This is a genomic window from Pseudomonas sp. FW300-N1A1, assembly GCF_058789115.1.
The window spans coordinates 127616-141960 of the sequence record NZ_JBYTBK010000002.1 but is presented as its reverse complement, the minus strand read 5'-3'; the positions used below and the strand labels follow the sequence as shown (position 1 = coordinate 141960).

The window sequence follows — 14345 nt, the reverse complement described above, 5'->3', positions numbered from 1 at the left end:
TTGTTGTGCGATTGATTAAAAAGGGTAGCCTCGGCTACCCTTTTTCTTTTTCTGCAATTCATCTCTTGGTCGCAGCCGCCGACCACCCAGGATTGGTAGCCAGTCATGTCTCTAGAAATCGTTATTCTCGCTGCCGGTCAAGGCACCCGCATGCGTTCGGCGTTGCCGAAAGTACTTCACCCGGTTGCGGGCAACTCGATGCTGGGCCATGTTATCCACAGCGCCCGGCAACTTGATCCACAGCGCATTCATGTGGTGATCGGCCACGGCGCCGAAGCCGTGCGTGACCGTTTGGCCGCCGACGACTTGAATTTCGTGTTGCAGGACAAGCAACTCGGTACCGGCCACGCGGTGGCCCAGGCAGTGCCGTTCATCGAGGCCGATACCGTGCTGGTGCTGTACGGCGACGTGCCGTTGATCGAGGTCGAAACCCTGGAGCGTCTGCTCAAGCACGTCGTGCCCGGGCAAATGGGCTTGCTGACTGTCGAACTGGATGACCCGACCGGTTACGGCCGTATCGTTCGCAACGGCGAAGGCAAGGTAGCCGCTATCGTCGAGCACAAAGATGCCAACGAAGCCGAGCGAACTATCACCGAAGGCAATACCGGTATTCTCGCTGTCCCGGCTAATCGCTTGAGTGACTGGATGAGCCGCTTGTCCAATAACAACGTTCAGGGCGAGTACTACCTGACCGACGTGATCGCCATGGCGGTCAGCGACGGCTTGGTGGTGGCCACCGAACACCCCCATGACGCCATGGAAGTGCAGGGCGCCAATGACCGTAAGCAACTTGCGGAGTTGGAGCGTCATTATCAGTTGCGTGAAGGTCGTCGCCTGATGGCCCAGGGTGTGACGTTGCGCGATCCGGCCCGCTTTGATGTGCGGGGCGAAGTGACCGTTGGTCGTGACGTGTTGATCGACATCAACGTGATTCTTGAAGGCAAGGTGGTCATCGAAGACGACGTGGTCATCGGCCCGAACTGTGTGATCAAGGACAGTACCCTGCGCAAAGGCGTGGTGATCAAGGCCAATAGTCACATTGAAGGTGCGGTACTGGGTGAGGGCAGCGATGCCGGTCCGTTCGCCCGCCTGCGCCCGGGTACCGTGTTGGAAGCACGCGCCCATGTGGGTAACTTTGTCGAGCTGAAGAACGCCCATCTGGGGGAAGGCGCCAAGGCCGGTCACCTGACGTATCTGGGGGACGCCCACATCGGAGCACGCAGCAACATCGGCGCTGGTACGATCACCTGTAACTACGATGGCGCCAACAAGTGGAAAACCGTGCTGGGTGAAGACGTGTTCATCGGCTCCAACAACTCCTTGGTCGCGCCTGTGGATATCTCCGCGGGAGCAACCACCGCGGCCGGTTCGACTATCACCTCCAATGTGGATAAGTCTCAGTTGGCTGTTGGCCGGGCTCGCCAGAAGAACATCGATGGCTGGAAGCGGCCGGAGAAAATCAAGAAGGCTTGAGTTATCCACAATCCCTTGATCGGGACTAGATATCCACAGCCGGATCAAATGAATCCACAGGCAAGTTCGTCCCCATCTGGATTCGTAGTCCGGTGGGCGCGAGCTTGCCCACGATGCATTTATCCACAGATCATTTTATCGCCCCACGCTTGACGAAGTTTCGTTGATAGGTTTTGATTGCTTTCGTTATCTTTCGAATCGAAACTTAATCAGCCATGTCAAAACGCAACACTCCCCAGCGTCGCCACAATATCCTCGCCTTGCTCAACGAGCAGGGTGAAGTCAGTGTGGATGAATTGGCCAAGCGTTTCGAAACCTCGGAAGTGACCATCCGCAAGGATCTGGCCGCACTCGAAAGCAATGGGCTGCTGCTGCGTCGTTATGGCGGTGCAATCACCATGCCTCAAGAGCTGGTGAACGACCCGAGCCAACCGGTTTCCCAGTACAAGCAAGCCATTGCCCGGGCGGCCGTGATGCGGATTCGCGAGCATGCGCGGATCATCATCGACAGTGGCAGTACCACGGCAGCGATGATTCCCGAACTCGGCAAGTTGCCAGGGTTGGTGGTCATGACCAACTCGCTGAACGTTGCCAATGCCTTGAATGAATTGGAACACGAGCCGGTGCTGTTGATGACGGGCGGCACCTGGGACCCGCACTCCGAGTCCTTCCAGGGGCAGGTTGCCGAGCAGGTACTACGCTCATACGACTTCGACCAACTGTTTATCGGTGCCGATGGCATCGACCTGGTTCGAGGTACCACGACCTTCAACGAACTGCTTGGCTTGAGCCGAGTAATGGCCGAAGTCGCCCGTGAAGTGATCGTGATGGTCGAGTCTGACAAGATCGGCCGGAAAATCCCCAACCTGGAGCTGCCATGGAGCAGCGTCCATACCCTTATTACGGATGATCGCCTGCCCATCGATGCGCGCGATCAGATTCAGGCCCGCGGCATCACCTTGATTTGCGCGGCAGTCAGCCAGGAGAAATAGCATGTGTGGAATTGTCGGCGCGGTAGCAGAACGTAACGTCACCGCCATTTTGCTCGAAGGCCTCAAGCGCCTTGAGTACCGGGGCTACGACAGTGCGGGTGTTGCGGTATTTACCAACGACAAAACGCTGGAGCGTATGCGTCGTCCGGGCAAGGTCAGCGAATTGGAGCAGGCCCTGGAAGCCGAGCCGCTGGTTGGTCGCCTGGGGATCGCCCACACCCGCTGGGCTACCCACGGCGCACCGTGCGAACGTAACGCTCACCCGCATTTCTCCGGTGACCTGGCTGTGGTGCACAACGGCATCATCGAAAACCACGAAGCCCTGCGCGAACAGCTCAAGGCACTGGGTTATGTGTTCACCTCCGACACCGATACCGAAGTGATCGCTCACCTGCTCGATCACAAGCTCAAAGATCTGGTCGACCTGACTGTTGCTCTTAAGGCCACCGTCAAAGAACTGCACGGTGCTTACGGTCTGGCGGTGATCAGTGCTCTGCAGCCTGATCGTCTGGTTGCGGCTCGCAGTGGCAGCCCGTTGGTGATTGGCCTGGGCCTGGGTGAGAACTTCCTCGCCTCCGACCAGTTGGCGCTGCGTCAGGTCACCGACCGCTTCATGTACCTGGAAGAGGGCGACATCGCCGAAATCGGCCGTGACACCGTGCAGATCTGGGATATCGACGGCAAGGCGGTGGAGCGTGAATCGGTGCAGTACCGTGATGGTGCTGAAGCGGCCGAGAAGGGCGAGTTCCGTCACTTCATGCTCAAGGAAATCCACGAACAACCGTCGGTTGTGCAACGCACCCTGGAAGGCCGCTTGAGCCAGAACCAGGTACTGGTGCAGGCGTTCGGTCCGCAAGCGGCCGAACTGTTCGCCAAAGTGCGCAATGTGCAGATCGTAGCCTGTGGCACCAGTTATCACGCCGGTATGGTTGCCCGTTACTGGCTCGAAGAACTGGCCGGTATTCCGTGCCAGGTCGAAGTCGCCAGCGAGTTTCGTTACCGCAAGGTGGTGGTTCAGCCCGACACCCTGTTTGTGACCATTTCCCAGTCCGGCGAAACCGCCGACACCCTGGCGGCCCTGCGCAATGCCAAGGAGTTGGGTTTCCTCGCCAGCCTGGCCATCTGCAACGTCGGCATCAGCTCGCTGGTGCGTGAATCCGACCTGACCCTGCTGACCCAGGCGGGTCGAGAAATCGGTGTGGCTTCCACCAAAGCCTTTACCACTCAATTGGTCGGCCTGCTGCTGTTGACCCTGAGCCTGGGCCAGGTGCAAGGCACCTTGGCTGACGGTGTGGAAGCCCGGCTGGTCGAAGAACTGCGTCGCTTGCCCGCTCGCCTGGGTGAAGCGCTGGCCATGGACAGCACCGTGGAAAAAATCGCCGAGTTGTTCGCCGACAAGAACCACACCCTGTTCCTGGGGCGTGGTGCGCAGTTCCCGGTCGCGATGGAAGGTGCGCTCAAGCTCAAGGAGATTTCCTATATCCACGCCGAAGCCTACCCGGCAGGCGAGCTGAAGCACGGCCCGCTGGCACTGGTCGATGACGACATGCCGGTGGTGACAGTGGCACCGAACAATGAGCTGTTGGAGAAGTTGAAGTCCAACCTGCAGGAAGTTCGCGCCCGTGGGGGTCAGCTGATCGTGTTTGCTGACGAGAAAGCCGGTATGCGCAATGGCGAAGGCACCCATGTCATCAACATGCCGCATATCCACGACATCCTGTCGCCGATTCTCTACACCATTCCGCTGCAACTGCTCTCGTACTATGTCGCGGTGCTCAAAGGCACTGACGTTGACCAGCCACGCAACCTGGCGAAGTCGGTCACAGTGGAATAAGTTATCCACAGCGATGTAAATCCCAAAAAAATCGCAGCCCTGGCTGCGATTTTTTATGCATGTCGAGGAAACGCCATGGACCGCTTTCAGGAAATGCAGGTGTTCGTTGCGGTTGCCCAAGACCAGGGTTTCTCGGCGGCCTCCCGGCGATTGGGCTTGTCGGCGGCCAGCGTGACCCGGGCGGTGGCTGCGGTGGAAACACGCATTGGCGCGCAACTGCTGACGCGAACCACGCGCAGTGTGTACCTGACCGAAGCGGGGCAACGTTACCTGGATGACTGCCGACGCATACTGGCGGACATACAGGAAGCCGAAGCCTCTGCCGCCGGCAGCCATGCCCAGCCTCGCGGGCAACTGACCATCACCGCGCCGGTGCTGTTTGGCGAGCTGTTCGTCACCCCGGTGATGGTAGGTTTTCTTGAGCGGTTTGCGGATGTCAGCATCAATGCATTGTTGGTCGACCGGGTGGTGAGCATGGTCGAGGAGGGCATTGATGTGGCGGTGCGCATCGGTGAACTGCCTGACAGCAATCAGCATGCGATCCGGGTGGGCGAGGTGCGTCGAGTGGTCTGTGGCTCTCCCGGGTATCTGCAGCGTCACGGTCGGCCTTTGCATCCGAATGATCTGGGGTGTGCACGGATTGTCGCGACGTCGTCGATTGGACAGCAGCGAAGCTGGTCGTTTACGGCGGCGGGTGAGCCGGTGAGCGTTCGCCTTGAGCCGCGCCTGGTGGTCACGGCCAATCAATCGGCAATCACTGCGGCTGCCTTGGGGTTGGGATTGACCCGGGTGCTGTCCTATCAGGTCGCCGCCAAGGTGGCTGCCGGTGAGCTGGAAATCATCCTGCAAGACTTCGAACTGCCACCTTTGCCCATCCACGTGGTGTATCAGGGGGGGCGCAAGGCGCCGACGCGGGTCCGCAGTTTTGTCGACTATGCCGTGCAGGCCTTGCGTGAACATCCTGCCTTGCGCAGCTGAGGCTTTATTGCGCCAGATGAAATGATGGATTGTATTTTCTGGTCATTCTGTTGTTTTGGGGAGCGATGGAAGATAGGGCTCCTCGGCGCAGATCTCTTCTGAACTGCGCGATTGATCCGCGGAGTCGGTCATGCACACCATCAAACTCTACAACTTTCCACGTTCCGGCCACGCCCACCGCGTGGAGCTGATGCTTTCGCTCCTGGAGCTGCCAACGGAGCTTATCTTCGTCGATCTGGTAAAGGGCGAGCATAAAAAACCGGATTTTCTTGCGCTCAATGCCTTTGGTCAGGTCCCGGTGATCGACGATCAGGGCGTGGTGCTGGCTGACTCCAATGCGATTCTGGTGTACCTGGCGCAACAGTATGGCAACGGCCATTGGCTACCCGCCGATCCGATAGGGGCGGCCAGGGTCCAGCGCTGGTTGTCGGTAGCGGCAGGGCCGATTGCCTATGGCCCGGCGACAGCACGACTGATCACCGTGTTTGGAGCGCCATGCAACGCTGAAGAGGTGATCGCTCGCTCCCATGCCCTGCTCAAGGTGATGGATCAGGAACTGGCCAACGATCCCTACCTGGTCGGTGACCAGCCGACCATTGCCGATGTCGCCGCCTACAGCTATATCGCCCACGCGCCGGAAGGCAATGTATCGCTGGCGAACTATGCCAACGTACAGGCCTGGCTGGCGCGGATCGAGGCCTTGCCAGGCTTTGTCGGCATGCCTCGCACCGCGGTGGGTCTGCAATCCGCTTGAAGCATCAGGCCCGCCAATGTCGTAATGCTGTTCAGTTAAGAAAGGCTTGAAGCGGGTGAGAGACCCGTGACGAGCGAGCTTGCTCGTGCTGGTGCGCGAAGCGCACCCAACAAAGCGACTGCGGTCTTTCAGAACGAGCTCGACGATAGTTTTTGGGGCTGCTCTGCAGCCCAGCGCGAGCAAGCTCGCTCGCCACGGGGATGTATTGAGCAACCCTATCCTTAACTGAACAGCATTACGCCAATGACGGGCCCTTCACACTGCGTCAGGTGCGCAGAGGAGTCGCATGATGGAGCGTTCACCCTGGCATGCCGGCGAGCAACGGTTGCAGGCTCACGTGGGGGTTGCCGAGCGGATGGAAGCATTCGGACGCAAGGTGATCCGCAGCGAAATGCCGGATCAACATCGCCAGTTCTATCGCCAGCTACCCTTCATGTTGTTGGGGGCGGTGGATGCCGAGGGAAACCCTTGGGCGAGCATCCTTGAAGGTCCACCGGGTTTCGCCCATTCCCCCGAACCTGCGAGTCTGCAACTCGACAGCCTGCCCAGCGCCGATGACCCGGTCCAGTTGCAGGTCGGAGCGGCCATCGGGTTGCTCGGGATCGAGTTACACACAAGGCGGCGGAACCGGATCAATGGCCGAACCAGTGAAGTCGGCGCGCACGGGTTGAGCGTCACGGTTGACCAGGCCTTTGGCAATTGCCCGAAGTACATTCAGTTACGTCAGTTCCACTCAGTGCCCTTGGCGGATCCTTCAACCCGTATTGCCCAGCGTTTCAATGCCCTGGATGACGCCGCCACAGCGATGATTCGGAGTGCCGACACCTTCTTTGTCGCCAGTTACGTGGATGTGGATAACTCACGGGCTGTGGATATCTCTCATCGTGGCGGTCAGGCAGGTTTCGTCAGGGTCGAGGGCAATTGCCTGACCATTCCGGATTTTGCCGGCAACCAGCATTTCAATACCTTGGGCAACTTGCTGCTCAATCCCCGTGCCGGGTTGCTGTTTATCGATTTCACCACGGGCGACCTTTTGCAGCTCAGCGGGAGCACCGAACTCCTCCTCGACGGCCCGCAAGTGGAGACCTTTCAAGGCGCTGAACGCTTGTGGAAGCTGCATGTGCAGCAGGCCGTACACAGGCCTGCCGCACTAGCGCTACGTTGGCGCCAGATGAGTTGATCAGGGTGGTCAGGCGTAGGACAACGCTTTCTCTGCCAGCAGCTCCTGATACAGCTCGTTCCACTGGCGGCCCATTTCGTCGGCGGTAAACAACTGCCGATAACGGGCTTCTGCCTTGGCGCCCATGGCGGCAGCCTGAACCGGGTTTTCCCAGAGGGTGCGCATGGCTTCACGCAAAGCCGGTGGGTTACTCGGCGGCACCACCAGGCCGGTCTCGCCGTGGATATTGATGTAGCTGGTACCGGTGCCGATTTCGCTGGAGATCATCGGCTTGCCGTACATCGCCCCTTCCAGCAGCGAGATGCCAAATGCTTCAGAGCGCAGGTGGGATGGAAAGACGATCGCGTAGCTCAGTTCCAGCACGGCGGCTTTGTCTTCATCATCCAGGCGCCCGACGAAGTGAAGGTTACGCAGTCCCAGCGCGGCGGCCTGGGCGTGCAGTTCGGCTTCCAGGGGGCCTGCGCCGACGATCACCACCGGGTAATCGATGTCTTTGAGCGCCTCGATCAGGATATGCAGCCCCTTGTAGTAACGCATCACCCCCACGAACAGGAAAAAGCGCTCGCCCAGGCGCTCACGCCAACGGGCCATGCGTTCGGTGTCCGTTTTTGGATAGGCGGCCTTGTTCAGGCCGTAGGGAATGACCCGGGTCTTTTCCGGGAATTTTTTCAGAACGTCGCTGGTGTGCAGGTAGTTCGGCGAGGCCACGACGATCCGGTCAGCACTGGCCAGAAAACGGCTCATCAGCGGCTGATAGAGTTTGAGCAGGAGCTTTTGCCGGATGATGTCCGAGTGATACGTGACGACACTGGGTTTGTTCAATCCACTGAGGAAATGCACCACGTCCATGAACGGCCAGGGGAAGTGATAATTGACCACATCGGCTTCGGCAGCCAATTCACGAAACTGTTTGAAGACGCTGTAGGAGAAACCGGTGGATGCCAATTGCACATCAAGTCTGGCGCGATGAACCTCGTGCGTCCCGAACGGGATGACTGCGGGTATCGGGTTGGCGCTTAACGTCAGCACCTGGCTTTCGATACCGTGTTGTGCGCCGCTTTCGCAGAGTTCGAACATGACGTGTTCGATGCCGCCGACGGTTTCCGACAAATAGGTTTTATAGAAATGAAGAACGCGCATTCAACCTCCCAGAGCCTGGCGATAGGCGCGAGCCGTGAGCGTCGCGCAACGATCCCAGGAAAAAAGCTTCGCCTGTTGCAGCCCAGCTTCTCGGCATACCTGCCAATGCGTTTGATCGTCGACCAGACGGGTCATGACGTTGCACAAATCGTGCAGGTCCTCGGGTTCAAAGTAGTTACCTGCAGCTCCCGCGACTTCCGGCATGGCCGAACGTCGAGTCAGGATCACCGGTGTACCGCTGGCCATGGCCTCCAGGACCGGCAGGCCAAAACCTTCATAAATCGACGGAAAAATCAGCGCCCGGGCGCCAGCCATCAGCTGGGCAACCTGTTCATCGGGCAGATACCCCAGCAGGCAGACATGACCACTGGCCAAGCCCTTGCGCAGCTCATCGTTAAGCTGCTGCGCCTTCCAGCCAGCCATTCCGACAACCAGTAACGGAAATTGCTGGCGCACCGGTTCAGGCAGCTCGGCGTGGGCGCGCAATGCCAGAGTGAGGTTCTTGCGCGGCTCCAGGGTTCCGACACACAGGAAATAACCTCGTGGCTCGACCCCGTGAGCTTGCAGTACCGGTTGCAACGATTCGTCGGAACGCGGATGGAATCGCGCAGCCATCCCCAGGGGGGCAACCACAAAGCGTTCAGGTCCCAGGCCGAAGTACGCCTGAGCCTCATCGGCAATGAACTGCGAGTCAGTCAGAATCAGGCTCGCCTGTTTCACGCCCTGTTCCAGCCGGCGCTCGATCTCTTTCAAGCGGGCGGCCGGTTGGGTCAAGGGGTAGTGCACGTGGGTCAGGTCGTGCAGGGTAACGATGGTCGGGCCCTTGAACGCCAGTGGCCACAGACTCGGTTCGTGATACAGGTCGATGGTACGGGCACGTCCTTGGTCGAAGCGCCGCTGCTCCAGCCAGCGTCGCGCCTGATAGGCACCGGGGATCTGTCGCAGCACGGGGCTGATACGCGAGTAGCCGGGCATCGCAGCCTCTGGCAGGTTTGCGCTCCAACCCCAGCCGTGGAACAACGACAGTTCAACGCCCGGCTGATGGCCAAGCGCATTGACCAGCTCAGCCAGATAATGGCCGATGCCGGTGCGTGGGGCCTGCAGGATCCGGGCATTAAGGGCAATCTGCATGTTGCCTCTCAATCGCCGCTGGGGGGGTGTTCACATGGCCCAGAATGCGCTCGATCAGCTGCGCACTGGCCTCGCGCCAACCGAGCCACTGCCATTCGCTGACGTTACGCGGTGCCGGAAATGTCCCGGTGGTTTCCAGCTGGGTGATCAGGTCGACCAGGCTTTGTGGGGAGGCCAGGTCGAAGTACGCCATGAACGGGCCCCCGATCTCGCGGAACACCGGAATGTCGCTGCCCATGGCCGGCAAACCGCGTTGCATGGCCTCCACCAGTGGCAAGCCGAAACCTTCGACATACGAGGGGAACACCAGCGACGTGGCGTGGGAATAGGCGTACTCCAGGCTCTTGTCGGTGAGTGAGTTGAACATGAATAGGCGTTTGTCGAGTTCCGGATGTTTGCGGATACGTTCGATCAGCGCGTCGCATTTCCAGCCAATACGGCCGGCAATGCACAGCCGAGCGCGCGAGCCCCTGGCCCAGGCAAGCTCGAAGGCATCAAGCAGGTAGGCGTGGTTCTTGCGCGGTTCGATGGTGCTGACCATCAGGAACACCGGCTCCTTGCTCTTGAATACCTGCTTGAGCTGCGGCTCGACACTGGAGGCGTCGTCGCACAGGTCCAGTTCACTGCCCAGGTGGAAGTAGTCGAACCAGCGCTGGGCGACCTGTTCGGGCCCGACTCGACGCAGCATTTCATTACGCACCTGATCGCGGATGGTCGCGGAGATCGCGACGTAGCCATCGGCCGTTTTGGCGATCCAGTCGAACCAGTCGTTGAACACCCGGACCAGTCCCGCATCGCAAAATTGTGGATGGGTCAGGGGGATCAAGTCGTAGATGACCGACACGATTCCCACGCCATCGCGCTTGAGTTGCTCGGCCAGCGGGAAAAAATCGGCATGCCAGGACGAGTCCAGCAACACCAGTTGATCGCCCGGTTGATGCTGAAGCGGTTTGCAGCGCGTAGGAATTTCCTGCCGTTTCAGGCAGTAATTGAGAACCCTGATTGGCACACTCAAGGCAGCAAATGCCGCAAGCCGGCAACCGACATACAGCACGCGGCGAGCGAAACGGGACTGGCGAAACGGTTGGCGTCGTTCCAGCGTGCGGTGCATCAGCCAGAATTTGTTGGCGATTTGTTCAAGGCGTACGCGCAAGCCCATCAGGTCCAGCTTGGGCACCGACAGTGGCGCCAGGCTGGTGACTTCGTACAGCCTTCCATTGAGCATCACCACCGGAATGCACTCCAGTGCCGCATTCTTTTCCGGCAGCTCGGTAATGACATTGCGAACGACACGCTGGATACCGGAGTTTGCCTCCGGATGTTCGAATACATAGGTGCATTCAACCAGCATTCGCATCATGGGGCGGTCTCCGGCGCAATGGGTGCTACAGGTGTCTGTGACGAACGGGTAATGCTGGTCTGCGCCTCCAGCCACGAGCAACCGACGAAGTCTTCCTGGCGGTTGTTGATGACGTGGAACACCAGTCCGTAGTCGCGCCATTCGAAATTGCGGTCCAGGTGCGAGTCCAGGCGAGACAGGCTCAGGGCGACGGAGTAGTTGCCCTTGCCCAGGCGCATGGGGAACGCAAAGCGGTAGGTGACCCGCTCGCCAGCGTGCAGGTCGGTCAGGGCCTGATCCAGACGATGGGTATTGATGCCGTACATGGCCTGGCCGAGTCGGTCCTTGATCAGGAAACCCAGCACCAGGCGCTCGATGTCCTGCCGTACGTCAACCTGCACTTCCAGCACCATGGGCTGGCCGACCTCGGCGACTTCCACCGGGCGCTGGTGCTGGTCCAGCAGGCGCACGCTGTGAATGGTTGCTTCACCGGTACCGGAGATGGTCTGTACCTGGCCATTGGCGAGCATCTCTTGGCGCACGATCTGGCCTTCACGTTCGGCGAGCATGGCGTTGTAGTAGTCCATCACCTCTTCCGGCTTGCCATGCATGGCCATGCGGCCCTTTTCCAGAAGAATGGCGGTGTCGCAGATCGACTGAATGGCCGAACGATCGTGAGACACGATCAGCAAGGTGGTTCCAGCCCGACGGAAGCTGCGAATGCGCTCGAAACTCTTGTGCTGGAAGTAGGCATCGCCCACCGACAGTGCTTCGTCGACGATCAGGATGTCGGGTCTGCGGGCGGTGGCGACACTGAAGGCCAGGCGCATCTGCATGCCGCTGGAGTAAGTGCGCACCGGGTGGTCGATGGCTTCGCCAATCTCGGCAAAGCCTTCGATTTCCGGCATCAGGGCTTCGATTTCTTCGACCTGCATGCCCAACAGCTGGCCGGCCATGAAGGCGTTCTGGCGGCCCGTGAAATCCGGGTGAAAGCCCATGCCCAGCTCCAGCAACGCCGCTACGCGCCCTTGCAGCTGGATCTGCCCGCAGCTGGGTTGGGTCGTGCCGGTGATCATTTTCAGCAGGGTACTTTTGCCTGCGCCGTTGACGCCGACAATGCCGACCGCTTCACCGGGCTGGATTTCAAAGTCGACGCCTTGCAGCACCCAATGCAACTGGTGGCGGGCGCGGGTAAATGGCACCAGCCATTCGAACAACCGGCTCCAGCGATTGGGGTATTGCTTGTAGGCCTTGCCCAGGCCACTGACGCGTATGTGTCCCATCAGAGCTCATCCACCATTTCACCGACACGCTGGCGGAATAGCCGCAGCCCTATCACACAGAACAGCAGGCCGATCACCAGCAAGGGAGTCAGCGAACTCCAGGCCGGCCACTGGTTGTAGAGAAATACGTTCTGGTAACTGTGCATCAATGCGGTCAGTGGATTGAGCGCCAGAACACGCTGGATGCCTTCGGGAAGGATCGACATCGGGTAAACGATGGGCGTCAGCCAGAACCAGAATTGCAGGAAAATCCCGAAGAACTGCCCGACATCGCGGAAGAACACGTTCAGTACGCCGAGAACCATCCCCAGCCCCGCCGAGAACATCACTTGCAGCATCAGCAGCGGTACCAGGGCCAGCAAGGCCATGCCAGGCAAGCGCCCGCTGATCAGCAGAAACCCCAGGAACAAACCGAGGATGATCGCAAAGTTGATCCCGGCATTGAGCAACACGATCACCGGCAGGCAGATCCTGGGGAAACTGATCTTCTTCAGCAGGTTGGCGTTTTCCAGAAACATGCTCTGGCTACGCAGGGTGATCTCGGAGAACAGGCCCCAGGTCAGCAGACCGGCACACAGGTAAACGCTATAGGCCAATCCATCATCCACCCCCGGCAGGCGGGCACGCATGATCTGGGAGAAGATCACCGTGTAGACGACGATCATCGACAGGGGGTTGAGCACGGTCCACAGGGCACCGAACAGTGAGTTGCGATAACGCGACTGGAACTCGCGCTTGACGCTACCGAGGATGAACCCCCGGTAGCTGCGCAGCGAGCGATACAGGTTGAGTAGCATTCAGACCGTCCTGCCGTACTGATCTTCGAAGCGGACAATATCGTCCTCCCCCAGATATTCACCGCTTTGCACTTCAATGATGACCAGGTCGATCACCCCCGGGTTTTCCAGGCGATGCTTGTGTCCGGCGGCAATGAAGGTGGACTCGTTCTTGGCGACCAGGTGCGAGCCCGAGCCGTTGTTGGTGACCTTGGCCATGCCTTCGACCACTACCCAGTGTTCGTTGCGGTGGTGATGCATTTGCAGGGACAGTTTGGCTCCGGGCTTGACCACGATGCGTTTGATCTTGAAACGCGGACCTTCCTCCAGCACGGTGTAGGTGCCCCAAGGGCGGCTGACAGTGCGGTGCAGGCGGTAGCTTTCGTGTTCTTTGTCTTTGAGTTGCTTGACCACTTTGCGCACATCTTGTGCTCGGTCGGCATGGGCGACCAACACGGCGTCAGCGGTGTCGATGACGATCAGGTTATCCACACCCACGGTCGCGACCATGCGCCCGTCGCTCTGCACGAAGTTGTTGTGGCTGTCGATGAACAGCGCTTCGCCGCTGGCGCGGTTGTTCTGCAGGTCGGCGGGAATCAGTGCGCTGACGGCACCCCATGAACCGATGTCACTCCAGTCGAACGCGGCGGGTATCACCACCACTTTGTCGGAGCATTCCATCAAGGCGTAGTCGATGGAGATATCCGTCATCTCGGCGAAATGCGCCAGCGACAACTCCTGTTGCAGGCAGCCGCCGGTCTCGACCGGGGCGCTCACTGCCAGGCATGCATCGGCTTGTTCCAGTAGCTGCGGGGCATGGGTTTGTAATTCCGACAGCAAGGTGCCGACCGAGAAGCAAAACATGCCTGAGTTCCACAGGAAGTTGCCGCTTTCCAGGTAGTCGGTGGCCGTCTGCAGGTCGGGCTTTTCAACGAAGCGTGCCACCTTGGTGGCGCCCTGGTCATCCAGGTGATCGCCGCGCTCGATGTAGCCGAAGCCGGTTTCCGGGGCGGTCGGGATCACGCCGAAGGTCACCAGATGGCCGGCTTCGGCCAGCTTCACTGCATGCTTTACGGCGTCTCTGAAGGCGTTTTCGTTCTGGATCAAATGGTCGGCAGGCATCACCACCATGATGGCTTCATTACCGTGCAGCGCTTGCAGGGACAGGGCGGCGGCCGCGATGGCAGGGGCTGTGTTGCGCCCTACCGGTTCAAGCACGAAGTGGCCGCGATGATGGCCCAGATGGGCATCCTGATAGTGATCCTTGCTTTGAAAGTAGTAGTCACGATTGGTCACGGTGACGATATCGCCGTGGGTGCCCAGCAACGAAGCCGCTCGTCGATAGGTCTTGCCCAGGAGGCTCTCGCCATCGGGCAGGACCATGAACGGCTTGGGATGACCTTCACGCGAAACCGGCCACAGCCGTGTACCGGCACCGCCGGAAAGAATCACAGGTATCAGCATG

At 59.6% G+C, this 14345-nt stretch carries 11 protein-coding genes and 1 pseudogene; 6 read left to right on the top strand and 6 right to left on the bottom strand.

Annotated elements, in window-relative coordinates:
* Positions 1-105: 105 nt before the first annotated feature.
* From glmU to AC3WQN_RS02920, 6 genes and pseudogenes are all read left to right on the top strand, one after another.
* The gene (glmU, locus tag AC3WQN_RS02945; RefSeq protein ID WP_103398608.1) at positions 106-1473 is read left to right on the top strand and encodes a bifunctional UDP-N-acetylglucosamine diphosphorylase/glucosamine-1-phosphate N-acetyltransferase GlmU; all 1368 of its coding nucleotides are present in this window, start codon (positions 106-108) and stop codon (positions 1471-1473) included.
* 215 nt (positions 1474-1688) lie between these two features.
* Positions 1689-2465, top strand: a complete 777-nt coding sequence (locus AC3WQN_RS02940) for a DeoR/GlpR family DNA-binding transcription regulator (RefSeq protein ID WP_103398607.1) — start codon at positions 1689-1691, stop codon at positions 2463-2465.
* Between the two features lies 1 nt (position 2466).
* The gene (glmS, locus tag AC3WQN_RS02935; protein ID WP_103398606.1) at positions 2467-4299 is read left to right on the top strand and encodes a glutamine--fructose-6-phosphate transaminase (isomerizing); all 1833 of its coding nucleotides are present in this window, start codon (positions 2467-2469) and stop codon (positions 4297-4299) included.
* 75 nt (positions 4300-4374) lie between these two features.
* Entirely contained in the window at positions 4375-5277 is a 903-nt protein-coding gene (locus AC3WQN_RS02930; protein ID WP_103398605.1) for a LysR family transcriptional regulator, read from the top strand.
* Between the two features lie 130 nt (positions 5278-5407).
* Positions 5408-6031 (top strand): glutathione S-transferase family protein, encoded by a 624-nt coding sequence (locus AC3WQN_RS02925; RefSeq protein WP_103398604.1) that lies wholly within the window; start codon positions 5408-5410, stop codon positions 6029-6031.
* A gap of 289 nt (positions 6032-6320) precedes the next feature.
* Positions 6321-7199 (top strand): annotated as a pseudogene (locus tag AC3WQN_RS02920) (FAD-binding oxidoreductase); the annotation flags it as partial.
* Between the two features lie 21 nt (positions 7200-7220).
* Here AC3WQN_RS02920 and AC3WQN_RS02915 read toward each other — a convergent pair.
* From AC3WQN_RS02915 to AC3WQN_RS02890, 6 genes are read right to left on the bottom strand one after another with little or no spacing between them, the layout of a single operon-like run.
* Entirely contained in the window at positions 7221-8351 is a 1131-nt protein-coding gene (locus AC3WQN_RS02915) for a glycosyltransferase family 4 protein (RefSeq protein WP_103398602.1), read from the bottom strand.
* Positions 8352-9482, bottom strand: coding sequence for a glycosyltransferase family 4 protein (locus AC3WQN_RS02910; protein WP_103398601.1), 1131 nt, complete (start codon positions 9480-9482; stop codon positions 8352-8354).
* Positions 9466-10842, bottom strand: coding sequence for a glycosyltransferase family 4 protein (locus AC3WQN_RS02905; RefSeq protein ID WP_103398600.1), 1377 nt, complete (start codon positions 10840-10842; stop codon positions 9466-9468). Before AC3WQN_RS02905 ends, AC3WQN_RS02910 begins: the two co-directional genes overlap by 17 nt.
* Positions 10839-12104, bottom strand: coding sequence for an ABC transporter ATP-binding protein (locus tag AC3WQN_RS02900; protein WP_103398599.1), 1266 nt, complete (start codon positions 12102-12104; stop codon positions 10839-10841). Before AC3WQN_RS02900 ends, AC3WQN_RS02905 begins: the two co-directional genes overlap by 4 nt.
* Positions 12104-12901, bottom strand: coding sequence for an ABC transporter permease (locus AC3WQN_RS02895; RefSeq protein ID WP_103398598.1), 798 nt, complete (start codon positions 12899-12901; stop codon positions 12104-12106). The genes AC3WQN_RS02900 and AC3WQN_RS02895 overlap by 1 nt, the downstream gene beginning before the upstream one ends.
* Positions 12902-14344, bottom strand: coding sequence for a mannose-1-phosphate guanylyltransferase/mannose-6-phosphate isomerase (locus AC3WQN_RS02890; RefSeq protein WP_103398597.1), 1443 nt, complete (start codon positions 14342-14344; stop codon positions 12902-12904).
* Between the last annotated feature and the right edge of the window lies 1 nt (position 14345).